This window comes from Desulfatitalea alkaliphila (assembly GCF_022968795.1).
Classification (GTDB): Bacteria; Desulfobacterota; Desulfobacteria; order Desulfobacterales; family Desulfosarcinaceae; genus Desulfatitalea; species Desulfatitalea alkaliphila.
In genome coordinates, this window is sequence record NZ_JALJRB010000008.1 from 164,832 (window position 1) to 189,210 (window position 24,379).

General features: G+C 63.1%; 19 protein-coding genes. 15 read left to right on the forward strand and 4 right to left on the reverse strand.

The features are described from left to right. Positions 1–108: 108 nt before the first annotated feature. From MRX98_RS09600 to recQ, 14 genes are all read left to right on the forward strand, one after another. Positions 109–921: an alpha/beta hydrolase gene (locus MRX98_RS09600; RefSeq protein WP_246906403.1), complete on the forward strand. Its 813-nt coding sequence runs from the start codon at positions 109–111 to the stop codon at positions 919–921. Between the two features lie 25 nt (positions 922–946). Then, complete coding sequence (zupT, locus tag MRX98_RS09605) at positions 947–1,756, forward strand: zinc transporter ZupT (RefSeq protein WP_246906404.1); 810 nt, start codon at positions 947–949, stop codon at positions 1,754–1,756. Positions 1,757–1,983: 227 nt separating this feature from the next. Beyond that, positions 1,984–2,259 (forward strand): 4Fe-4S binding protein, encoded by a 276-nt coding sequence (locus MRX98_RS09610; RefSeq protein WP_246906405.1) that lies wholly within the window; start codon positions 1,984–1,986, stop codon positions 2,257–2,259. A 114-nt stretch (positions 2,260–2,373) separates the two neighbouring features. After that, the gene (locus MRX98_RS09615) at positions 2,374–3,519 is read left to right on the forward strand and encodes a 2-oxoacid:acceptor oxidoreductase subunit alpha (RefSeq protein WP_246906407.1); all 1,146 of its coding nucleotides are present in this window, start codon (positions 2,374–2,376) and stop codon (positions 3,517–3,519) included. Beyond that, entirely contained in the window at positions 3,519–4,364 is an 846-nt protein-coding gene (locus MRX98_RS09620; RefSeq protein ID WP_246906409.1) for a thiamine pyrophosphate-dependent enzyme, read from the forward strand. The genes MRX98_RS09615 and MRX98_RS09620 overlap by 1 nt, the downstream gene beginning before the upstream one ends. A gap of 100 nt (positions 4,365–4,464) precedes the next feature. Beyond that, entirely contained in the window at positions 4,465–5,040 is a 576-nt protein-coding gene (locus MRX98_RS09625; RefSeq protein WP_246906411.1) for a 2-oxoacid:acceptor oxidoreductase family protein, read from the forward strand. Further along, positions 5,037–8,435 (forward strand): FAD-dependent oxidoreductase, encoded by a 3,399-nt coding sequence (locus MRX98_RS09630; RefSeq protein ID WP_246906413.1) that lies wholly within the window; start codon positions 5,037–5,039, stop codon positions 8,433–8,435. Before MRX98_RS09625 ends, MRX98_RS09630 begins: the two co-directional genes overlap by 4 nt. Before the next feature lie 3 nt (positions 8,436–8,438). Next, positions 8,439–10,037, forward strand: coding sequence for a hydrogenase iron-sulfur subunit (locus MRX98_RS09635; RefSeq protein ID WP_246906415.1), 1,599 nt, complete (start codon positions 8,439–8,441; stop codon positions 10,035–10,037). Positions 10,038–10,116: 79 nt separating this feature from the next. After that, positions 10,117–10,743, forward strand: a complete 627-nt coding sequence (locus MRX98_RS22335; RefSeq protein WP_484840285.1) for an FAD-dependent oxidoreductase — start codon at positions 10,117–10,119, stop codon at positions 10,741–10,743. 15 nt (positions 10,744–10,758) lie between these two features. Then, the gene (locus MRX98_RS09640; RefSeq protein WP_484840286.1) at positions 10,759–12,546 is read left to right on the forward strand and encodes a hydrogenase iron-sulfur subunit; all 1,788 of its coding nucleotides are present in this window, start codon (positions 10,759–10,761) and stop codon (positions 12,544–12,546) included. An 8-nt stretch (positions 12,547–12,554) separates the two neighbouring features. Beyond that, positions 12,555–13,895 carry a condensation domain-containing protein gene (locus MRX98_RS09645; protein WP_246906417.1) on the forward strand — a complete coding sequence of 447 codons (1,341 nt, stop codon included), beginning with the start codon at positions 12,555–12,557 and terminating at the stop codon, positions 13,893–13,895. Between the two features lie 524 nt (positions 13,896–14,419). Further along, positions 14,420–15,601 carry a M24 family metallopeptidase gene (locus tag MRX98_RS09650; protein WP_246906419.1) on the forward strand — a complete coding sequence of 394 codons (1,182 nt, stop codon included), beginning with the start codon at positions 14,420–14,422 and terminating at the stop codon, positions 15,599–15,601. Then, positions 15,592–16,416, forward strand: a complete 825-nt coding sequence (locus tag MRX98_RS09655) for a glutaminyl-peptide cyclotransferase (protein WP_246906421.1) — start codon at positions 15,592–15,594, stop codon at positions 16,414–16,416. The genes MRX98_RS09650 and MRX98_RS09655 overlap by 10 nt, the downstream gene beginning before the upstream one ends. 130 nt (positions 16,417–16,546) lie before the next feature. Further along, positions 16,547–18,817, forward strand: coding sequence for a DNA helicase RecQ (recQ, locus tag MRX98_RS09660; RefSeq protein ID WP_246906423.1), 2,271 nt, complete (start codon positions 16,547–16,549; stop codon positions 18,815–18,817). Between the two features lie 3 nt (positions 18,818–18,820). Here the strand turns inward: recQ and speB are convergent, their stop codons facing one another. The 4 genes from speB to MRX98_RS09680 all read right to left on the reverse strand — a co-directional run bounded on the left by speB (position 18,821) and on the right by MRX98_RS09680 (position 22,458). Next, on the reverse strand, positions 18,821–19,705 hold the full coding sequence (gene speB / locus MRX98_RS09665) for an agmatinase (protein ID WP_246906425.1): 885 nt from the start codon (positions 19,703–19,705) through the stop codon (positions 18,821–18,823). After that, positions 19,702–20,763: a deoxyhypusine synthase family protein gene (locus tag MRX98_RS09670; protein ID WP_246906426.1), complete on the reverse strand. Its 1,062-nt coding sequence runs from the start codon at positions 20,761–20,763 to the stop codon at positions 19,702–19,704. The genes speB and MRX98_RS09670 overlap by 4 nt, the downstream gene beginning before the upstream one ends. Before the next feature lie 22 nt (positions 20,764–20,785). Further along, on the reverse strand, positions 20,786–21,343 hold the full coding sequence (locus tag MRX98_RS09675) for a pyruvoyl-dependent arginine decarboxylase (protein WP_246906428.1): 558 nt from the start codon (positions 21,341–21,343) through the stop codon (positions 20,786–20,788). 77 nt (positions 21,344–21,420) lie between these two features. Beyond that, a complete protein-coding gene (locus MRX98_RS09680) occupies positions 21,421–22,458 on the reverse strand; it encodes a biotin synthase BioB (protein ID WP_246906430.1) in 1,038 nt (345 codons plus the stop codon). Positions 22,459–23,427: 969 nt separating this feature from the next. Between MRX98_RS09680 and MRX98_RS09685 the strand changes: the two genes are divergently transcribed. Continuing rightward, the gene (locus MRX98_RS09685) at positions 23,428–24,351 is read left to right on the forward strand and encodes a phosphate/phosphite/phosphonate ABC transporter substrate-binding protein (RefSeq protein WP_246906432.1); all 924 of its coding nucleotides are present in this window, start codon (positions 23,428–23,430) and stop codon (positions 24,349–24,351) included. The last annotated feature ends 28 nt before the right edge of the window (positions 24,352–24,379 follow it).

The window sequence follows — 24,379 nt, forward strand, 5'->3', positions numbered from 1 at the left end:
TTCGGGAATGCTGAACGCGGCGTAACGCCCTGTTGTCTCCGGTTTTCAAAGGTGTTAAAGGGAGCTATCCAGACCCATTGCATGACAACCTTGCGCACAGGAGACCATATGCCACTGCACACCATCGACGACCATGCCGTGTATTACGCGTCGACCGGATCCGGGCATCCGTTGCTGCTCATCGCCGGTCTCGGCTCGAACCGCTCTTTCTGGTGGAAGCAAATCCCCGCCTTATCCGCCCGCCACCAGGTCATCACCCTGGACAACCGCGGCATCGGCGACAGCCCACCGGTGGCCGAACCATTCACCGTCGCGGACATGGCCGACGATGCCGCCGCTTTGATCCGCGCCCTCGGCCTGGGCCCGACGCACATCGTGGGCGTTTCCATGGGGGGCTTCATTTCCGTCACCCTCGCCCTGCGTCACCCGGAACTGGTGGACAAGTTGGTCCTTTGCGCCACCTCGGCCGGTGGCGCCGCCCACGTGCCGCCACCGCCCGAAATGCTCGACCTGTTGGTCCAACCCGATTTTCCCGACATTGCCGCCCGCACCCGGGCGGTCTACGGTGCCATCGCCGCACCGGGATACATGGCGGCCCACCCCGAGGACATGGACTTTCTGATTCGCGATGCCGAAGAAAAGCCCCCCACCATGGAAACCTATTTCCATCAATTGGGAGCCGTTCACAATTACACCAGTCAAGCAGGGGCGGACAAAGACCTGGATCGCATCACGGCCCCGACCCTGGTGATCCACGGCGACATCGATCCGCTGGTCGACTATGAAAACGGCCGCTTTCTGGCTACTCATATCAAGGACGCCCGCTTCGAGACGTACACCGGGGTCGGTCACCTGGTCCCCATCGAGGCGAGCGACCGTTTCAATGCCGATGTTCTGGACTTTCTGCAACCGGAAGGATAAAATCGCACACTGAAGACGGGAGCCCATGATGCAGATGGACAACATGCTGTTCGCATTCGGCTTGACCCTTTTCGCGGGCCTTGCCACAGGCATCGGCGGCGCCATCGCCTTTTTCGCCAAAACCACCAACACCCGATTCCTGTCCGCCTCCCTGGGGTTTTCCGCCGGCGTCATGCTTTATGTCTCCTTCGTCGAAATCTTCGACAAAGCCCGGATCTCCCTGGCCAAACAGCATGGCGAACAGACCGGGGATCTGATTGCCGTGCTGGCCTTTTTCGGCGGCCTCTTCTTCATCGCCCTGATCGACAAGTTGGTGCCCGAATATCAAAACCCCCACGAAATGCGACGGGTCGAGGACATGGACGCCAAGCACCCGCCCAAAGGTGCCTTGATGCGCATGGGGCTCTTTTCCGCGGGGGCCATCGCCATTCACAATTTCCCGGAAGGTCTGGCCACCTTTGTGGCGGCCATGGCCGACCCCCAACTGGGCATCGCCATCGCCATCGCCATCGCCATCCACAACATCCCGGAAGGGATCGCCATTTCGGTGCCCATCTACTATGCCACCAACAGTCGCGCCAAGGCCTTCACCCACTCGTTTCTGTCGGGCCTGGCCGAACCCCTGGGCGCGCTGGCCGGGATTCTGCTGCTGCAATATTTCTTCAGCGACGACATCTTCGGTATTCTCTTCGCGGCCGTGGCCGGCATCATGGTGTTCATTTCCCTGGACGAACTGCTGCCGGCGGCCCAGCGCTACGGGGAACACCACACCTCCATTTACGGCCTCATCGCCGGCATGGTGATCATGGCCGCCAGTCTGCTGCTGCTGGGTTAGTTGGATTAGAACGAAGAGACGGACCGCAACTTGCCGTTTCCACATGGACACAAGTTGGGGAAACCCCCCTCGAAAACACGGGGGTTTCCCCAACTGCTATTATAAGCTTCCAATTTTGCCTTGATTCATAAGCCGCAATCAGGTACAAGTGCGCCCATTGTGCCGGCCGACCGAGGCTTCCCCTTCACCGCCGGCATCCAACCCATCCGACTTGCAGGGAGTGACAGATGGAGTTCTGGCGCGTGCCGTTGGACACCAATACCATCGAGATTGCCCACGGCGAAGTCCACATCATCGAAGATCGTTGCAAAGGGTGCGGCTACTGTATCGAGTTCTGCCCCCGGAGCATCCTGGCCTTTGCCGAACGTTTCAACGCCAAAGGCTACCATCCACCTGAAGTGCTGCGACCCGAAGGTTGTGTCAACTGCCACTATTGCGAAATCATATGCCCGGAGTTCGCCATTTTTTCGGTGGCGGCGCCCCCGCCGGCACCGACGGCATGAGCGGCCGTCGAGGCACGGCCGGCCATGTTCGCGGCGTATGAAAACGCTTGGAACGCCGCTCGTTATTTGGCACGAGGGTTCAATACCAACACCTTTCAGCATCGTGAGACAGCAATGAAACCAGCCGTTCTGACCGGAGAACACTACATGACAGGCGATGAAGCCTGTGCCGAAGGTGCATTGGCGGCGGGGTGCCGATTTTTCGGGGGGTATCCCATCACGCCGGCCACCGAAATCGCGGAACACATGTCCAAGCGCTTGCCCGAGGTGGGTGGCACCTTCATCCAGATGGAGGACGAGATCGCCGCCATCGCCTCGGTGCTTGGTGGGGCCTGGTCGGGCCAAAAGAGCATGACCGCCACGTCGGGCCCCGGGTTCAGCCTGATGATGGAAAACGTCGGGCTGGGGGTGTGCACCGAAACCCCCTGCGTGGTGGTCAATGTGCAGCGGGTGGGCCCCTCCACCGGTCTGCCCACCATGGGCGCCCAGGCCGACATGATGCAGGCCCGCTGGGGTTCCCACGGCGATTACCGCATCATCGCCCTGGCACCCATGTCGGCCCAGGAGATTTTCTACCAGACGATCACCGCCTTCAACCTCAGCGAACGCTACCGGACCCCTGTTTTTGTCATGACCGACGAGATCGTCGGCCACATGAGTGAAAAGGTGGTCATCCCGCCCGCCGACCAGATTGTCTGCGAATGGCGTCCCAAACCCAAAGGCCGCAAAGACCGCTTTCTGCTCTACAAACCCGGCAAAAACGGCGTGGCCCCCATGCCGGCGGCCGGTGAAGGCTACAACGTGCATGTGACCGGCCTGACCCATGACGAGAAGGGCTATCCGGTCATGAGCGTGGAGGCTCAGCAGCAGATGATGGACCGGTTGTGTCATAAGATCGACGACAACCTGGACGATATCGTGATGACCGAAGCCCACGGCCTGGAGGACGCCGAGGTGGTGCTGGTCTCCTACGGAATTTCGGCCCGCACCAGCCTGGCGGCCATGCATCAAGCCCGGGCCGCGGGCATGAAGGTCGGTTTTCTGCGCCTGATCACCGTATGGCCCTTTCCCCAAGAGCGGATCGCGGCCCTGGCCGAGCGGGTCAAGGCCCTGGTGACGGTGGAAATCAACCTAGGCCAGATCCATCTGGAGGTGATGCGCGCCGCGGCCGGTCGAACCGCCTGCCACCTGGTGGGCCACGCCGGCGGCACCATCATTTCGCCCGACCAAGTGATCGCCACCCTCAAGGAGGTGTTGTAATGCCTGCCACGGCCCGTAAAACGATGCCCAAAACCCCGGACCATCCCCTCGAGGCGCTGATCCGCTCCGATCGCATCCCTCACATCTGGTGCCCGGGATGCGGTATCGGCACCGCCTTCGCGGCCGCCTTGACCGCCATGGCGACCAGCGGCCTGGACCTGCAAAAGACCTGCATGGTTTCGGGCATCGGCTGTTCCGGCCGTGCCGCCGGCTACGTGAACCTGGACTCTTTTCACACGACCCACGGCCGGGCGATCCCCTTCGCCACCGGTTTGAAGCTGGGCAATCCGGCCCTCAACGTGGTGGTGTTCAGCGGCGACGGCGATCTGTTCGCCATCGGCGGCAATCACTTCATTCACGCCGCACGGCGCAACATGGACCTGACCGTCATCTGTCTCAACAACCTGAACTACGGCATGACCGGCGGCCAAGTGGCGGCCACCACACCCTTCCATGCCCGCACCACCACCACCCCCATGGGCAACCCCGAAGCGCCCTTCAATCTGCCCTTGCTGGCCTGGGCGTCGGGCGCCACCTACGTGGCCCGCTGGACCATCTTGCACACCCGTGAACTGACGGAATGCATTCAGAAGGCCATTCGCAAAAGCGGCTTTTCCTTCATCGAGGTGTTGGGCCCCTGCCCGGTCAATTACGGTCGGCGCAACAAGGAGAAATCCTTGCAAACGCTGAAGATGTACCAGGAACGGACCATCATTCGCAACGACCCCCGGATGGACGATCTGGAGGTGGATTTCACCCGGCAGGTGGTCCTGGGCGAATTCGTGGACAAAGACCGGCCGACCTGCATCGAAAATTACGATAAAACGTGCAGGATACTCGAATAGTTTATGACGCTGAACCCTTGGGGCGGTGTCATTGAATTCAATACTTGCGTTTCTTACGGCCATGCCGGCCGGCCGGAAGCGGTTTTCAGGGGGGAACGTTATGGTCAAACAGTTGATGATCACCGGATTCGGCGGGCAGGGCGTCGTGCTGGCCGGGCGCATCGTGGGCCAGGCGGCGGCCATCGGCGATGCGCTGGAGAGCACCTTCGTTCAGTCCTACGGCCCCGAATCCCGCGGCGGGGCGTGCAGTGCCCAGGTCACCATCGCCGACGGCCCGATTTACTTTCCATACATCAAGCACCCCGACATTCTGGTCTGCATGTCCCAATCGGGCTACGACAAATATCGTGCCCTGCTCAAACCGGACGGCACCTTGATTCTGGAACAGGACCTGGTCAAACCGGTCGGCGGTCAAGACCATTTCGCCATTCCCTGCACGCGCTTCGCCGAGGAGTTGGGCAATAAAATGATGGCCAACATCATCATGATCGGTTTTCTGGCCGCCATCACCGAAGCCGTTTCCCTGGATGCGGTGCGCGCAACCGTATTGTCCTCGGTGCCCAAGGGCACCGAGGAGAAGAACCTCAAGGCGTTCGAGCGGGGCTGGGACTATGCCCTGGCCACCCTCAAAGGACGCCGCAACAAGGCGGCCGGCCGGATAGGAGTCGTGGCATGACGCAAACCAAAAACAGGCTGCACAGTGTTTTGATCATCGGCGCCGGGCCGGCGGGCGTGGCGGCCGCCAACAAACTGGGGGAGCTGGGCGTGCCCGTCACCCTGGTGGACGGCGAGGCGGATCTGGATCGCAAGCTGGGCGCCGAAGCCTACCGCCTGCCATCGGGCACCCCATTCAATTTCGCCCACCGTCCCGGTCTGATCCGCATACTGCGCAACCGCAACCTCAACTGCGCCCTTCCGGCCACCATCGGCGCAATCAAACACAGCCAACAAGGCTTCCGTGTGCAGCTGACCTTGCCCGCCACCTATGTCGACAGCGAGCGCTGCACCCTCTGCGGTCAATGCGTGGCCGCCTGCCCGCTGGAAGGGACCGACCACCCCCCCATCCAGTTCACCGGCCGCATGGCCCTCCCGGGCCGCGCCGCCATCGACAAGCGCAACCAACCGTTGTGCCAGGCCGACTGCCCGCTGGGCGTCAATGTACAAGGCTACATGGCCCTGGTGCGTGCCGGTCGTTTCGATGAGGCCCTGGCATTGATTCGCAATGAGAACGTGTTGCCCGCCATTTGCGGCCGGATCTGCACCCACCCCTGCGAGGCGGCCTGCCGCCGGGCCGGACAGGACGGCCCCCTGGCGATTCGGGATATCAAACGCTTCATCACCGACCAATGCGCCGATTTGCAGGCCTGTGAATCGACACCAACACGCACAGCCACACCGGCGGCGCCCTTGCCCGACAGTATTGCGGTGGTGGGCTGCGGCCCGTCCGGCCTGGCGGCCGCCGCCGACCTGGTGCGCCGCGGATTCGCCGTCACCATTTACGAGAAGGAGCAACACCCCGGCGGCCTGCTGCGCTACGGTGTCGGCCCCCACCGCCTGCCGCGCGACATTCTGGCAACGGAAGTCGCCGAGGTGCTCGACCACGACCGAGTGGCCCTGATCAGCGGCCGTGCCGTATCCCTCCCCGAAGAACTCATCACCCTGCGCCAAAGCCATCGGGCGGTGATTCTGGCCACCGGTTCCTGGGCCGATCGCTCCCTGGGGGTGCCGGGTGAAACGCTGGACGGGGTCCAGGGGTGCCTGGCCTTTCTCAATGGCTATTACCGCGGCGATGCAACACCGCCCCGAGGGCGCGTGGCGGTCATCGGCGACGGCAACGCGGCCTTCGACCTCGCCCGGGTGCTGCATCGGGCCGGTGCCGACGTCACCCTGCTCTCCTGGTTCGGCAGGGATGAAATTCCGGCCGATGTGGACGAAGTGGAAGCCGCCCTGCAAGAGGGCATCACCATCCGGGACCGGTGCCAAGTGGTGGGTTTCGACGGCGCCGGGGGACGATTGCAATCGGTGCGCACCCGTGCCACGCGATCGGGGCCCCTGGATGCCCAAGGCATCGCCTGGCCGGTGATCGTCGCAGAGCGCGTGGAAGTCCCGCTGGCCTTCGACCACGCCTTCGTGGCCATCGGCCAGGCCGGAGCTTACGGCCGACTGCGAAACCGGGACGACTTGGCCGTCGACGGACGTGGATTGGTTACGGTGGACAGCCGCGGACGCACTTCCCTGGAAGGCATCTACGCCGCCGGCGATGCCGCCACCGGCGCCACCTCCGTTGTGCATGCCATGGCCGACGGCCGCAAAATTGCGGCGACCGTGACCGCCGACCTGAACGGATCGTCGCCCCATGCCGGTGCCCCTGCCCGGGATGCGGTGCGCCCCGCCGATCGGGATTTCGATCCCGTTCCCGCCGACCTGCCTGTCCGGCAGCGCGCGGCCATGCCGACGCTGCCTCCGGAAAAGCGGCGGCAAAATTTCGCGGAAGTGGCCCTGGGCCTCAGCCCGGACCAGGCCATGGCCGAAGCCGGCCGTTGCCTGCAGTGCGGCGTGTGCGCCGAATGTCTGGCCTGCCTGCCGGCCTGCGAGGCCAACAACGCCATCCGCCATGATCAACAGCCCAGCTCCTTCACCGAAAACGCCGGGGTGTTGATCATCGCCGATCCCGCCATGGCGCCGGGCATCAAAGGCGAAGACGTCCTGCGCGCCTATGGACCACCCAGTGCCAAGAACGATGTGCACGCCATGATGCTGCGCGGTTTTGCCGCCGCGGCCCATGCCATGATGCTGTTGCAGCGCAACGGCATGCGCATGAAGGGACAAGGGTTGGCCTTCGTGCCGCCCGACCCGGGCCTGCAAAGGGAAGTCCGCATGGGGGTGTTCGCCTGCCGCTGCAACGATGCCATGGGCTGGCTGCCCGAGATGGATGCCTTCATGGCGGACCTCAACAGCCAACCCGACATCGTTCACGCCGAAGTGTTGACTTCGGCCTGTATTCCCGAAGGCATTCAACGGATCACCGATGCGGTGCGAGACAAGGGGCTGACCCGGCTGGTGGTGGCCGCCTGCGTCTGCTGCCCGCTCAACTTCGTCTGCAGCGCCTGCACCGATCAGCGCAGCCGCCTCAAGCGCGGCCTGTTCGACGGCACCGGCATCAGCCGCTCCATGGTGCAAACCTGCAACCTGAGGGGCGAGGCGCTGCGTATGACCGCCAAGGATGCGCCGGCCGCCATGGCCGCCTTCGAGGGGTTGATCAAGCGCAGTATCGGCCGGGCCCGCAAGTTGCTGCCCTTTCCGGCACCGGCCCGGGCCTACAATTTCACCACGGCCGTCATCGGGCACACCGAAGCGGCCCTGACCACCGCCCGCACCTTGGCCGAGGCGGGTTTCGATGTGCTCCAGTTCGGCGGTACCGGACGCCCCTTGACCCAAGCGGCCCAACACCCCAATGTGCACGCCTTCGAAGGCTCCACCGTGCAGGCCGTCAGCGGCACCCTGGGCAATTTCCAGGTGCACACCCAATGCGAAGGCGAACAGCGCATCTTCTCGGTGGGCGGCGTGGTGCTGGGCGAAAAATCACGGCGCATCGCCATCTACCGCCAGCACGCACTGCTGCCGGAAATGAAGGTGCTGGCCGGCGCGCAAAAGGCCGACCTGCCGGGCATGCCGTTCATGTACCCGGGCACCACCTCCATCTCCGGACTCTTCCTGGCCGACCCGCCCAACATCCAAATTTCCAAGCGCACCAAGGGTGAGGCCGTGGCCGTGCTGGCGGCGGCGGCCATGCCCAGGGGACCGCGTCAGAACCGCGGCTTCTCCGTGGTGGTGAACGAATCTCTGTGTCGCGGCTGCGGCCGTTGCCTCGCCGCCTGTGTCTATCAAGCCGTCAGCCTCAAACCACGCCCCAACGGCAGCTGGACCGCCACGGTGGACGATGCCCTTTGCAAGGGATGCGGCAACTGCATCTCGGTCTGCCCGTCCAACGCAGCGGACAGCCCCTACCGTGACCAGGCCTGCCTCGAACAGATGGTCGAGGAGCTGTTGCTGGCCGACAGCAGGAGTTGAATCATGCCCGAACCGTTGAAGATCGTCCTTTTTTTGTGCAACTGGGGCCCCCATGCGGCCTATCAGGCCCTGCAGGACCGCAGCGCCGACATTCCGTCCGAAATCAAGATGATCCGCATTCCGTGCAGCGGCCGCATCAGCAAAGCCTTGCTCTTCAAGCCATTTGAAATGGGCGCCGACGGCGTCTTGCTGCTCGGTTGCCGCTCGGGCACCTGCCGCTACGGCACCGGCACATCGGCCGCGGAAGAGAACACCGCCGACACCCGCCGCATCATGGCCTTGATCGGTCTGGGCGGCGAACGGCTGGAACTGGCCACTTTTCTGCCCGATGAACCCGAGGCCCTGCTGACCTTCCTGCAATCCTTCGCCGATCGTATCCGGCAAATGGGCCAAAGCCCAATCACGCGCCGGACACGGCCGATCGCCGAGGATACGGCGGCAGGCGACCTGCCGACGACACCCGAAGCCATCGTGGCCGCCCACGATGTATTCGCCTGTCAGGATTGCGGCAAATGCACCTCGGCCTGCTCCCTTGCCCTGGCCGGCAAATCCTACTCGCCGCGCTTCATGGCCGCCGAGATCATCGCCGGCCGTGCCGACGCAGCCGCGGTGCGCAACGCCGTCAACAGCTGCCTGACCTGCGGCATTTGCTACGAGCGGTGTCCCTCGGCGGTCAACTTCCCCGAGTTCATCAAGTCCATGCGCATCTACTACCACGACCGGGAAGTGGCCGCCGCCCCGGCCCACGGCGGTTTCTTTCAGAGCATGATGCGCGCCATGACTTCGCCGACCCTGGCACCCCAGCGCTGGCGGCAGTTGCCCGACACCATCCGCACCCGCTCCCGCGGCCCGGTGCTTTTCTTCGGCGGGTGCGCACCGTACTTCGACATCTTCTTCAACAAATTCCTCGGCGTGCGCACCCACCACATCCTAGAGGACAGCCTGCGCCTGCTCAATTTCTTCGATGTGGAACCGGCCCTTCTGGAAAACGAACGCTGTTGCGGCCACGACCTGCTCTGGTCCGGCGACCGCGACAACTTTCTGCGCCTGGCCCGCCTTAACGCGGAAGCCATTGCCGCCAGCGGCGCCGAAGAGCTGATCACCGCCTGCCCCGAATGCTGCCACACCCTGGAAGTCGAATACGCCCGTCACGGTGTGACGCTGCCGCTGAAGATCACCCACATGCACGCCTTTCTGGAACGGGAGATCGACAAGGGCGCGGTGGCCTTCAAACCGTTGGAAGGCTGCGCCACCTTCCAGGACGCCTGCCGTCAGAGCCGTTTCAGCGGCCAAGCGGCGCTGCCCCGCAAACTGCTCGCGCCGCTTTACGGCAACACGCCCGGCGGCCTGGTGGACGCCGAAGCACCCAGCATCTGTTGCGGAAACAGCGCCTGGATCGGGTGCGACGCCGACAGCAAGGCCATGCAGGTGCAGCGGCTGGAAAAAGCACGCCGCAGCGGCAGCACCACCATGATCACCGCCTGTCCCAAGTGCCAAATCCACCTGCGCTGCGCCATGGAAGATGTGGTGCGCGCGAAGCAGTTGAAAATGGAACTGGTGGATCTGACCAGCTTGATTGCGAAGACCATCCATTGGGAATAAGAAAGTCGGTTCAAGGCTTGAAGGGCGACAATTTGAAGCCCGGACTGCAATCCTTAAACTTCAACGCACAGGACGTTTCATGACCAAATCTGCTTCAACCATGGCAATCCAATCCGAAAGCACTCCGAAAATCGGCGTTTACGTCTGCCATTGCGGTTTGAACATCGCCCAAACCGTGGACTGCGACGGTGTGGCCGCCGCCATGGCCGAGTTGCCCGATGTGGTGGTGGCCAAAGGCATCGGCTACGCCTGCAGCGAGCCGGGCCAACGGGAGATCCGCGATGACATCGCCAACCTCGGACTCAACCGCGTGGTGGTGGGTTCTTGTTCACCCCGCCTGCACGAGCCCACTTTTCGCCAGATGCTGACGGCGGCCGGTCTCAATCCTTTCCTTTTGGAAATGGCCAATCTGCGCGAGCAGTGCAGTTGGGTGCACATGCAGACGCCGGCGGCGGCCACCGCCAAGGCCCACGACCTGATGTGCATGGCCGTGGCCCGGGCACGGCGACTGGCGCCCCTGGAAGCCCCCAGCATGCCCATGACCCAGCGGGCCATGGTGCTCGGCGGCGGCGTGGCCGGCATTCAGGCGGCCCTGGACATGGCCGACAACGGCTATGAGGTGGTGATGGTGGAAAAGGCGCCCTCCATCGGTGGCGTCATGGCCCAGTTGGACAAAACCTTCCCCACCATGGACTGTTCCATCTGAATCCTCGGTCCGAAGATGACGGATGCCGGTCGGCATCCCCGGATCACGATTCACACCTTGAGCGAAGTGACGGACATCAAGGGCCATGTGGGCAACTTCGAGGTCAAGGTCGTCAAGAAGGCCCGCTACGTGGACGAAGCGGCCTGCACGGCCTGCGGCGAGTGCGCCAAAGTTTGCCCCGTGGTGCGCCCCGACGAATTCAACATCGGCCTTTCCTCGCGCCGCGCGATTTACTCCCCCTTTCCCCAGGCCGTGCCCTCGGCCTATGTGCTCAATCCCCAGGAGTGTCTGGGCAACAACCCCGTGGTGTGCAGCAAGTGCTTGGAAGCGTGCGAGAAGAAGTGCATCGACTTTCACATGTCCGACCAGACCCTGGACCTGCGGGTGGGCACCATCGTGGTGGCCACGGGCCTCACGCCCCACGACCCGCGCCCCCTGGATGAATACGGCTACACCCGTTACCAGAACGTGCTCACCAGCCTGGAGTTCGAGCGGTTGGTCAATGCCGGCGGCCCCACCCAGGGCCGGCTGATGCGCCCCACCGATCGCCGCACCCCGCGCTCGGTGGGTTTCATCCAGTGTGTCGGCTCCCGTTCCGCCAAACGCGGCAAGTCCTACTGCTCCAACATCTGCTGCATGAACACCGTGAAAAGCACCTTGGTGCTCAAGGAGCACTACCCGGACATGGCCGTCAAGGTGTTCTACATCGACATCCGCGCCTTCGGCAAAGGGTTCGAAGCGCTCTACACCCGCAGCCGCCGTCTGGGGGTGCATTATGTGCGCGGCCTGCCGGGCAACGTGGAAGAGCTGCCCGACGGCCGCTTGCGGGTTGCCGTGGAGAACACCGCCGGCGGCACCCTGGAACAGTACGAGCTGGACATGCTGGTGCTGGCCACGGGCATCGAACCGCCCGCCGGCACCCAAAAGTTGCAGGAAATGCTGGGGCTGCAGCTGTCCAGCGACGGCTTCTTCCTGGAAGCCCATCCCAAACTGCAACCGGTGGATGCGGCCACCCGCGGTATCTTCTACGCCGGTTGCGCCGAAGGGCCCAAGGACATCCGCGAAAGCGTCACTCAGGCCTCGGCCGCCGCGGTGCGCGCCATCCGCCTGATGCAGGCCGACCGGATCAGCGGCGAGGCCATCACCTCGGAAATCGATCCCGACCTGTGCAAGTCCTGCGGCAAGTGCGCCGAAGTGTGTCCGTACAACGCCATCACCGTGGACACCAAGCAGAAGACTCCGGCCCAGGTCGCCACGGCGGCCTGCAGCGGCTGCGGCACCTGTGCCGCGGAGTGCCCCTTCGGCGCCATCACCATGCACCACTTCACCGACCCGCAGATCGGCGGCCAGATCGATGCCCTGCTGGAGCGCGAACCGGCCACCAAAATTCTTGCCTTCGCCTGTAACTGGTGCTCCTATGCGGGTGCCGATTACGCCGGCGTATCCCGGCTGCAATACCCGCCCAACGTGCGCCTGATCCGCACCATGTGCTCGGGCCGGGTGGACGAAGACTTCATCTGGCAAGGTTTCCGCAACGGCGCGCCGGTGATCCTGGTCAGCGGTTGCCACATCGGCGACTGCCACTACATCGATGCCAACCACTGGACCGTCAAGCGCATCGAAAAGGTGCGCAAGAAGATGGAAAAGCGGAGCATCCGCCCCGAACGGTTGCAACTGGAATGGATCAGCGCCGCCGAGGGCATACGTTTCGCCGAAGTCATGGCCCGCATGGAAGCGCTGCGGCAATCGGTGACCGCGCAGGAGATCGCCGACACCGTGGCCGTGCTCAGCAAAAAAGGGTAGACGACCCGTTGGCCGATTCACCACCCCTGCGGCCCCTGGGCCCCATGGAACAGCTGTTTGTGATGCTGGACCAGGCCGCAACCATCCATTTCAGCATGTGGGCCCGGCTCCAGGGGCGACTGACAACGGATCTGGTGTCCGCCGCCCTGGCCGCCCTTCAAAGCCGCCACCCCCTGCTGCGGGCGGCCATCGAGGCCAAAGGCACCGGCGCGCTCTGGTTCGTTGCCACCGCGCGGCCAATCCCCCTGACGGTCGTTGCCGCATCTTCTCCGGCCAAGGGGCTCGTCCCGCACCTCGAAGCCGAACAACGCCATCCTTTCAATACGGCCGCCGGACCCCTGATACGCGCCCGGCTGGTGCAAGCCGGCCCCGAAGACCAAACCCTGCTGCTCACCTTCCATCACGCCATCGCCGACGGCATCAGCGCCGCCACTCTTTTCGGCCATCTATTTGAAACCCTGGACCGCCTGCAAACCGGTCAGAATCCCGACACAACGCCGATGGCCGACGACGGGCCCCTGGAGCACCATATCCCCTCGACCCATCGCGGCCTGCATGCCATGGCCCGCGCCGCCGCCCATGCAGGCATGCAAAACCTGCAACGTCTGATCCGACCACCAACCCACCTCCCCATCACTACCCGGCAACCGCCCGAAGCAGGACGCAACCGGTTCATCCTCAACACCCTGACGACGGATCAGACCCGGCGCTTGATCCACCAGGCGCAGCGGCACGGCTGCACCGTCCAGGCGGCCCTGTGCGCCGCCCAGTCGCACGCCCTGCTGTCCCTATGGCCCGACCGTGCAAAACTGCACACCTGGCTGCTTTCCCTGGTGGACCTGCGCCGGCGCACGTCCCCCCCCCTGGCCGCAAAAATCGCCGGTCTGAACATCTCCATGGTGGAGGCCTGTCACCGGGTCCGCCGCGACACGCCCTTCTGGGAACTGGCCCGTCAAATCCAAACCGCCCTGCAAAACAACATCAACACGGGCTTTCATTGGTGGTACCTGCCCACCCAGGCACGCTGGGGCGGATGGACCCGACCCTTGCGCCCCACCGGGCCCAACGCCGCCCGCGCCCTGGTCGGCCACGCCCGCCGCATCCGACCGTCGGCCCTGACGGTCACCAACATCGGTCAACCGGCCATCCACCCCATACGCCCCAACTACCGCATCCGGGCCATGTCCTTCGTTGCCCCCCTCTCCTTCGTCGGCCGCATGGGCGCGGCCATCAACACCTTCGACGGCCGATTGCACTGGAACTTCATCTACAATGCGCCAGCTGTTAGTCCGGAAGCCGCGGCTGAATTTGTTGATCGAAGCAAGGCAATGCTTATCGTAAGTATTTGAAAAAACAGTTTTAAGTTTTAAGTGTTAAGTTTTAAGTTAAGGAATGCTGTCGATTATAGGGGGGTTGGGATGGACGAGCAGGTGTGCCGGAGACAAAACGGTCGGGCATCCCACCCGTACCAGGCATCCACCCGTATCGGGTACCCCGTCGGGCACGGCATGCCGTGCCCCTACACCACGAAATGCAGCGTTATCTTTCGGATCGGCTGCAGGGGTCACAATCATTCCCGGATGGATGCATGTTTGGCATCCGCTGATACAATCCATCGGACAACGCGGTTGGATGCTCCGAACACAAATCAGTCGGGCATCCCCTCCTTATCGGGCACCTCGACCGCACCGGGCACCCCCCCGTAGGGGCACGGCATGCCGTGCCCTTGCCCGAGGTTCACCGCCCCGTTCGATTCAAATGACACCGCACTGGACATTTGCCGCCGGCATCGGTATCGTAGTCATGTCGATTGAACGCCATTCAGGAAACATCGCCAACCGCCGCAGCGCCATGCAAATGAAGGCAGGCCGTCATGCCCCACATCGCCCGTATCGCCCGGCTCCAGAAAACCATTCAGGAACGCGGTTTGGCCGGCGCCCTGATTTTCTACTCACGGGACATTCTCTACTACACCGGCACCGCCCAGCCCGCCTATTTGGTGGTGCGGCCGACGGATTACATGCTCTTCGTGCGCCGCGGGTATGCTTTTGCCCAGGCCGATTGCAAGCTGCCGCAGGATCGCATGGTCGCTGAAAGCCGCCTGGCCACCGTGGCCCAGCGCATGTTTGCCGATCAGGAGCGCCGGCAACCGGTCGGCACCGAACTGGATCTGCTGACCGTGAACCACTACCGCCATTTTCAGCAGGCCCTGGACCACCGCCCCCTGGTGGACATCTCGGATGCCATCCTCGATCAGCGCTCCGTCAAAGCGCCCCAGGAGATCGAAAGTGTACGCAAGGCCTGCGCCGCCGTGAATGCCGGCCACCTGCGCATCCTGGAACGCCTGCGGCCGGGCATCAGCGAACTGGAGCTGGCCGCCGAGATCGAACACGCCCAGCGCATCGCCGGTCACGAAGGGGTCTTTTTCATGCGCATGCCCGACTTCGTCATGAGCCGCGGCCCCTTGGCTTCCGGCCCCAATTTGCGGCGCACCAGCGGCAACATTTACACCATCACCGGCACCGGCTTGAGCAGCGCGGTGCCCGCCGGACCGTCGCGCCGCATCATCGCCCACGGCGATCTGCTCATGGTGGACATCCCCACCTGCATCGAAGGCTACCACGCCGACCAGAGCCGCACCTACGCCGTGGGCCGGGCTCCGGAAGGCGCCCTCGACCGTTTCGCCCTCTTGCGCGAGGTGGCCGATCACCTGATCGATCGTCTGAAGCCCGGCATGACCGCCGGAGAGGCCTATGCCATCGCCAAAAACCGCGCCGACCACCTTGGCCTGTCCGACGCTTTTCTGGCCTTCGACACCCAACCGCCGGCCCATTTCATCGGCCACGGCGTCGGCCTGGAGGTCAACGAGCCGCCCCTGCTGGCCGCCAACGGCAAGGCCCTGCTGGCCGACCACATGGTGCTGGCCATCGAAATGCACCTCATGGCGCCCGACGGTCCGACCCTCAAACTGGAAGACACCGTGTATCTCACTCCCGACGGGGTGGAGATCCTAACCCTCTCGCCACGGGAGTTGACGGTGGTCCCATGCGATTGACAGGCCGCCGGCAGCGATCGGTCCGCCCCGGCCGGTCCCTTATCCTGTTGGGCACCCTTTGCGGGCTGTTTATCCTACTGCCTGCCTGCCGGACACTGCACCCCGCAGAAGCCGACTCCGTTCCGTTCCTGACACCCGAAATCATCGCCGTTCTGCCCCACGATCCGACCGCCTACACCCAGGGCCTGCTCTACCATGCCGGCCACCTATACGAGAGCACCGGCCGCTACGGCCGCTCCGAACTGCGCCGTGTGGACCCGGCCACCGGCAAGGTGCTGCAGCGCGTGCGCCTCGAAGACCGTTTCTTCGGTGAAGGGCTGGCCCGGGTGGACGACCGGCTCATCCAGTTGACCTGGGGGGAAAAGACAGCCCTGGTGTACGATTCGACCACCTTCGCGCCTTTGGGCCGGTTCAGCTACGAAGGCGAAGGATGGGGCCTCTGCTATGACGGCCGCCATCTCTATCGCAGTGACGGGGGGAGCCGCCTGATGCTGCACGCCCCCGACACCTTCGCCGTGGTCGGCGCCCTGCCGGTCACCCGGGGGGGGCGCCCCGTGACCCACCTCAACGAACTGGCTTGCGTCGGCAGCCATATCTACGCCAATGTGTTTCTCAGCGACCACATCGTACAGATCGACAAACAGAGCGGACAGGTCAGCGCCGTGATCGACGGCAGCCGGTTGCTTGCGCCGCGGGAACGGGACGCCCTGCCCGCCGACGCGGTGCTCAACGGCATCGCCTGGGATCCCCGGGAAGCGGTCTTTTACCTGACCGGCAAATTGTGGCCCAAGATGTTCAAGGTGCGGCTGGAATAACTGGTTGTCGCCGATGGGCACCGGCCGTGCCGCCATTCCCGGTGGACTTTACAACCCGCCCGATCATTGATAACCATAATGCCCAGGCCATCACCCCGATCCTCCCCAACCAACAGATTCGAACCTTTTTATGACGGAAATGCGCAACAAGGCCCGAGCCGCGCTGCAAACAACCTTCGGCTTTCCCGATTTCATCTCCATTCAGGCGGAGGTCATCGATCACGTGCTGGCCGGACGGGACGCCTTGTGCGTCATGCCCACCGGCGGTGGCAAATCGATCTGCTACCAGGTGCCGGCCCTGCTGTTGGAGGGCCTCACGGTGGTGGTGTCGCCCCTGATTTCGCTGATGAACGACCAGATGCAGCAGCTGCGCCAGAACGGCGTGGCCGCGGTGGTGCTCAACAGCACCCTGGACAGCGACACCTACCGCCGCCACATGGCGCGCATCCGCGCCGGCGAGGTCAAATTGCTCTATGTGGCGCCGGAAACTTTGCTCAAACCGGGCCTGCTCGAATTCCTGGACCAAGCCACGGTGCGCTGCCTGGCCGTCGACGAGGCCCACTGCATCTCCGAGTGGGGCCACGATTTCCGGCCCGAATACCGCCGCCTGGCCGAAGTGCGCGCCCGCTGGCCCCGGGCGGTATGCATGGCCTTGACCGCCACCGCCACGGAGCAGGTGCGCCGGGACATCCGCGCCTGCCTGGGCTTTGGCGAAGAGTGCCAATTCATCGCCGGTTTCGACCGTCCCAATCTCTTCCTGCAGGTCAGCCCCAAGGCGCACCCTTATCGCCAAACCCTAACCATGATCCGACGCCACGAGGGGCGGCCCGGGATCGTCTACTGCGCCACCCGCCGCCAGGTGGACCTGCTCAGCGAACGGCTGGCCGCCGACGGCATCGCCGCCCTGCCCTACCACGCCGGGCTGCCCGATGACGTCCGCCACAAACACCAGGAGCGCTTCTCGCGGGACGATGTGCAAGTGATGGTGGCCACCGTGGCCTTCGGCATGGGCATCGACAAAAGCAATATTCGCTTCGTGGTGCACCACGACCTGCCCAAGAACATCGAGAGCTACTACCAGGAGATCGGCCGCGCCGGACGCGACGGCGCCCCCGCCGATTGCCTGCTGCTTTACTCCTACGGCGATATTTACAAAATCCGCTACATGATCGATCAAATGGCCGACCACCGGCGGCGCACGGCCAACCTGCTGCTGACCACGCTGCTGCGGTATGTGGAGACCGAGGCCTGCCGCCGGATCGTGCTGCTGGAGTACTTCGGTGAAACCTACGCGCAAGCATCCTGCGGCATGTGCGACAACTGCACCACGGAGAAACGGCCCGCCGTCGATTTGACCGTGCCCGCCCAGAAACTGCTCTCCTGCGTGAAACGCACCGGCGAAAGCTTCGGCGTGGCCCATGTGATCGATGTGCTGCGGGGCTCCAAGGCCAAAAAGGTGTTGCAGCGGGGCCACGACCGGCTCTCCACCTACGGTATCGGCGCGGAATACAGCGCCATCCAGTGGCGCCACCTGGCACGCCAGCTGCTGCACCAGGGTTTCATCGTCCAGGACATGGACCACGGCGCCCTGCGGCTGACGCCCAAGTCATGGGCCCTGTTTCGGGGTGAATGCACTTTTCAAGGCAGTGTCCCCGAGGCCGCGATCGCCGCCGCTCCGGCCGCTGCCGCAACGGCACCAAAGGCGGCGGCAACGACCAAAGCCGGCCCTGCACCGCCGCCCCATGACACCGACCTGTTCGACCGCTTGCGCGCCGTGCGCAAGGAACTGGCCGACGCCGCGGGCGTACCTCCCTTCGTCATCTTTTCCGACAAAACATTGATGGAGATGGCCGCCTGGTATCCCCAATCCGCCGCGGCACTGCTGCAAATCAACGGTGTGGGGCAAGTCAAGGCGCAACAGTACGGCGAGCGCTTTCTGGCCGCAATTCGCGATTACTGCAGTGAAAGGGGCATTGCCGAGGTGCCCCGCCCGCAGACCGCCGCGGTGGCAGCCGCCGACCCCACCCGCACCGCAACGGGCGAAAAACGGCGCTTCGTGACCATGGGCGAGGCGTTCAACGCCGGCGCCACCATCGCCGAACTTTCGGCGGTCCACAATATCAAGCACACCACCATCGTTGCCCACCTGGAACGTTACGGGCAGGCAGGCCACGCTTTGAATGCCGAAGGGTTGCGGAAGGAAATCGAATTGGACCCATCCGCCCGCGCCGAGGCCCTGGCGGCCTTCGAGCGGCTGGGCGGCCAGGCCCTGCGGCCGGTGCACGAAGCCCTCAATGGATCGATCGACTACGACACCCTTCGCCTGCTGCGCCTGTATCTGCACAGTCGCGATCAGGCATCATTGAATGGGAAAGCGGAAAACGTTTCGGGAAATGAATAACCGTCACGCCCCGGTCGTCAGCCGGTCGGCGAATTTGAAGCCGATCATTTTGTAGATCAGCTTGGCCACGGCAAAAGGGGAATTGGGATCGGTGGGTCGGTGGGACAGCTCCACCACGTCGCATCCCACCACATCCTTGGCGGCAAAGACGGCCTGCAGCAACTCCAGGGTCTCGTCCCACAGCAGGCCGCCCGGTTCAGGGGTGCCGGTACTGGCGATGACGCTCCAATCGAAGGCATCCACATCCACCGTAATGAACAGCTTTTCGGGCAGGGCATCGAGGGCGGCCTGAAGATCGAAGGCGCCCCGGCGCCATTGGCGCATGGTGCACATGGCCAGGTTCTCTTGCTTGACCTGTTGCGCCTCCTCCACCGCCATGCTGCGGATGCCGATCTGCAGCGTGTGGGGCGTCAGCTCCCGAATGCGGGCCATCACGCTGGCATGGCTCAAGGGGTTGTCTTCGTAGCGGTCGCGCAGATCGGCGTGGGCGTCGAGCTGGATGACCCCGAAGCGGGGATGGTGTTTGGCCACGCTGCGCGCGAAGCCGCTGCTGATGGAGTGGTCGCCGCCCACCACCACCGGAAAGCGCCCTTGGGCCAAAAGTTGGTCGGTGATATCGGCCAGCAGATCGATCATGGCCGGGGCATCACCGGGGATGGGCGGCGTGGCGAGGGTGGCGATGCCGATGCGGTAGGGTTCGGCGTCGATCCAGTCGTCGTAGAACTCCACCTGCTGGGAAGCCTCCAGCACCGCCTGCGGGCCGTCGGCCGTGCCCAGACCGTAGGAGACGTTGCCCTCGTAACCGAAGGGCACCACCACCACCCGTGCAACGGCCGGATCGTCGTACCCGTCCGGCGGCGCCAGAAATGGGGTGCCGTGGGCTTTCACGCCGCCGTCTCCAGTTGCTGAACCCGCTCGGCCATGCGGCTGCAGATATCCTTGGGCGCACGGGGCGCGCAGCGATCCATCACATAAGCCGCCAGCAGCGGAAAAATGATGCTGTACTCCCCCCACACCTGCACCAGGTTGGTCTCCCCGGCATGCTGATACTTGCCCCAGGTAACCGCCTCGCCGAAGGTGCAACTGGAAAGACTGCCCTCCCGCTCCACGGCGGTGCCGATCTGAATGCCGCGGTCGGCGCCTTCGAAATCGACCCCCAGGATCTGGCTGATGGTGGGCCCGGTCTGCTGGATGAAGTTCTTCGGCCCACCGCCGCCCAACTCCACGAAACCGGTCTGTTCCGAAGTGAAGGCGATGGCCGACGAGTGCAGAATGTCCTTCTGGGCCGAAAGCCGCACCGGAAATCCCATCCGGTCGGTGCGCACCAGGTTCATGGCAATGGAGTGATTGGACAAGGAGTCCCAGAACAGGGGCACGCCCAGACGGGCCGCCGCGATGGTGAAGCTGCGTTCCGGATGGGGCGCGTTGCGCGCGGCCCAAAGGCCCAGCAGGCGGTTGAACTCCCAACTGGCCAGTTCGTGTTTGCCCAGCGCCGCGTGCTCCTCCTCGACGAAACGCCGAATGATGGCGTCCTGGGCCTCCAGGGTCTCCTCCTCCCGAATGCCGATATCGTAAATCCGGGTGTCGCCGTGGCGCCGCAGCTCGTTGTCGTCATGATGGGGCTGGATCGCCTTGACCGGCAGGCCGAAGGCAAAGTGCAGATCGTGGTAAACTTGGGCGCCGGTGGAACAGATCACATCCACCACGCCGGCCTCCAGCAAGGAGATCACCATGCCCCCCATGCCGCCGGCGATACCCGCCCCGGCGATGCCCAGCCAGATGGTATCGCCCTCATCGGTCATGCGGGCAAAGAGCCGGGCCGCGCGATGCACGTTGCGCGCCTCGAAACAGGTCCGGCCCATCAGTTCCAAAAGGTCGGAAACGCCCATCCCCTTGACCAGCCGCTCGGGCACGATGTCAGGGGCGTTGCTGAATAACGACTTCATAACATCCTTTTTGGTCGGCGGGCTAATCGACCACCATCACGGCGCATGCCAGCACCGTGGTCCAGAGCCCGTCTTTGTGTCCGTGGGCCGCCTTGGCCACGCTGCGGCTGACGAAGAGCCGATCCTTGCCGGCCACGTAATGCTGCTTGCGCTCGTCCCAGGCCTTGTCCGGGTCCAACTCGATGCCCAGGGTCGACGCCAGCATGGTGGCCGCCAAATCCTCGGCAAAATCCCCGGACTGGCGTGCATTCTGGCCGAATCCATGATGCTCCGAGATGTAACCGTATTGGTTCTTGTCCTTGGGCTGGGCCAATCCCACGGCGGCCGTCACCAGGCGACTCGGCTCGTTGGTGCTTTCCCGCGCCAGAACGACGAACAGAATCTGGCCCGGCGCCAGCAGCTTGAGCCCCTCGGCCTTTGAAATGATCTTGCAATCCGGCGGAAAGATACTCGAAATGGTAACCAGGTTGCACTTTTCGATGCCCGCATCCCGCAATGCCAACTCAAAGCTCTGCAGTTTGTTGCGGTGATGCCCCACCCCTTTGGTAAAAAACATCTGCTTGGGTACGATTTTAAACAATTCCTTCATCCTTTCTGCATCGAAGTGTCGACCGATGAACGGTTCGGGGCGGACTATAGGCGATACGGTTCAAATATTCAAGGTGCAAGATGGCGCCGGGGCAATGCGGATTCGTCCATGCGCGCTGCGGCCGTCCGGCCGTTGATCAGCCCGAGTTCAGCGATCAGCGCCGCATCCAAAACCATCTGCTCGGCACTGGTCATGCGCTCCGGCGCCACCCACCATCCGTTGGCGCCCGCGAAAAAGACCCAGGAACGAAAATCGCCCAGAATCCGCTCCCACCCGTCGGCAACAACGATATCCCCCTGCGGATAAACGAAACGGAACAGGCCGATGCAGGCCAACGCCGCCATCGGCGATATTGCCGCCTGCTGCCCGAGTTGCGCACCATCGGACGGTGCACCAAATCGGATCGTTATCGCGGCGGGATCCAACGCGCGCAAGGCAAGGGCCAAGTCCACCCGCTGCGCCCAAGTGTCTCCCGCACCCAACAGACCGGCGCAACACAGTTCCAGTCCAGCGGCCCGCGCAACTTCTAAGTCCACCAGGCCATCGCCGTTACCCCGCACCGCACCGTTCGCGCTGTCACATTGGGTTGCCGCGTGGCGCTGTAAATGATACCGGTCGATCCCCGCCGCCTTCAATCGGCGGGCCGTATCCTCACCCAATCGCTCCGCTGAAACACAAAGCACCAATTTGGTTCGCCGACGCAACGCCCGCGCTGCACGACAGATCGTTTCGACCCCGGCCGCGGACGAAAGGCCGCCGCTGACCACCATGGCGAAGTGGGTGCCCCCGCTCGCCGCCACCGCCGCACCCGCCTGAATCAACTCATCCGCACACCGCAAGTCGGCACTACCACCGACCTTTCCTTGCAACGAAGTACAACCTGCGCCACAACCCTCCAAAGACATATCCCTTGCCACAGCGACGCTCTCGCACTTGTTCACCCGCCGCAACCTATACCGCTGCCGGATCTTGTTGGCGAAACCCAACAGGTCCATCGCCTCCTCCACATCGTCGGGCATCAGCGCCAAAGATTGCTCCCGCGAGATGCGCCAATCCTCGTAGGTGTTGATTTTCTGGGCAATACTGAGCATCGTTGCATTGAACATTCGCTCCTCCTTGTTGGTAATGGGTCTGCATCAGTGCATTGCTCGAGGTGGTCATGCACAAAGTCCAAGTAAGCTAAGAGGCGGGGAAAACCAGCAACGGAATCGAAATCTGGATCGAAATCGATTCAATTCCGATTCAACAAATCTTCGCTCACCTGATTGACAAGGCGACCTTCACAGGATCATACTCGTTGGTTCAAGATCAGGATCAATAGCCACAAGATAGGCAGTTGGATAGAATAGAGTCGAGCGCTTTTACCAGCGGCGCTTCAAGGCAGGATCGACTTCAATAGTGTGCAGTGTGATTCAGTTATATAGAATACCACGACTTCCCGACTGGGCCAAGCTCAAACAGCAAATGGATTCCGATACAAGCTCAAAAAACAGGAGCAAATCGATGCGGCCTGCGCTGCCATCTTAAAGAAAAACAACACTGCATAATTTTTCACCTGCACAGTGGTCGACCAACCGGTGACCACCAATAAAAATAGCAAGAGCGGAAGAACCGGGTATGCTTCTATGGTCTCAATAAAGGTTGCCCGATCAATAAGCAGACAACTTGCCGATCACCGCCCCCCCCCTGACACGACCCCCTTCGGAGTTGGCCTGCTCCGCCCATACCGCAATTTTACAGATAAATTACGATATCGGCACTATATTCTAACCTGAGCGAACTATCCGCGCTCGGTAGCGTTCGCCAAAATCGATTGGAGCAAGTGCGGCCCCATTCTCAATAATTTTTGCATTATGCGAACATATGCTTTATGAATGTCACTAACAATTAAGGTGCGCAAACGGAGGGGCCCTCCTAAGCCCAACGCCCAGCCCTTAGGGGTTCCGGGACGCTACCAATGGGCTGCATCCCTATTAGGGAATGAGAAATTGTGGCTTTCCAGGGCAACCGACCTCTTTCCCTTTTGACTATTGTCATGGCGGATGGGAAAGTCATGGCCAATGGAATTACGAACTATGCACTGGCGACATATCCTATTGCTGTTATGTTGTTTTGTATTGCTGCCGATAGCGGGCTGCGGCGATCAGCCGGCGCCGTTGAAGGTGGATCTGTCCGAGCGGGAAAAGGTGAGCCCCGGATCGCATCAACCGGTGATCACCTACGCCTACCTGCCGCAGTTTTCCCACACGGTCTCTTTCGAGCGCCACCAGCGGCTGGTCCGCTACCTTTCAGAGGCGACCGGGCTGAACATCCAGCAGGTGTTTCCGGAGACCTTTCATGAACACATGCTCATGCTTGACCAGGGTAAGATCGACATCTCCTACGCCAACCCTTTTGTCTACAGTATGACGGCCGAGCAATCCGGTGCCCGGGTGTTCGCCAAAATCATCGAGGTGACCGGCGAGGCGGCCTTCGGCGGGTTGATCATCACGCGCAGGGACAATCCGGACATCCAGACCATCGCGGACTGCCGCGGCAAGCGATGGATTGCCGTTGACCGTTTTTCGGCGGGGGGCTATCTTTTCGGGCTGGGGACCTTTCTGGATCACGGTCTCCGGCCCGAGGACTTTTCCCAGATCGTCTTCGCGCCCGGCCCCGGCGGCAAGCAGGAGAGCGTGATTCTCGGGATCTATGCCGGGCGTTACGATGTGGGTACGGTCCGGGAGGGAGCCCTCGAGTTGCTGGCGGACAGGATCGACCTTGCCCAGATCCGCATCCTGGCGCGCACGCCGCGCTATCCCGGCTGGAATTACGCCGCCCGTCCGGGCCTGGCCAAGGAGGTGGTCGATGCCGTCAGAGCGGCCATGTTCGCTTTGGATTATGAAAATCCGGCACACCGGGAAATCCTTGAAAAGGCGGCCCTGCGCGGGATCATCGCGGCCAAACCCGAAGATTTCGACGCCGTACGCGACTTGATACGCCGGGCCGGTTTGCATTAGGTAACGGGAACGCGCAGGTGATCTCTTC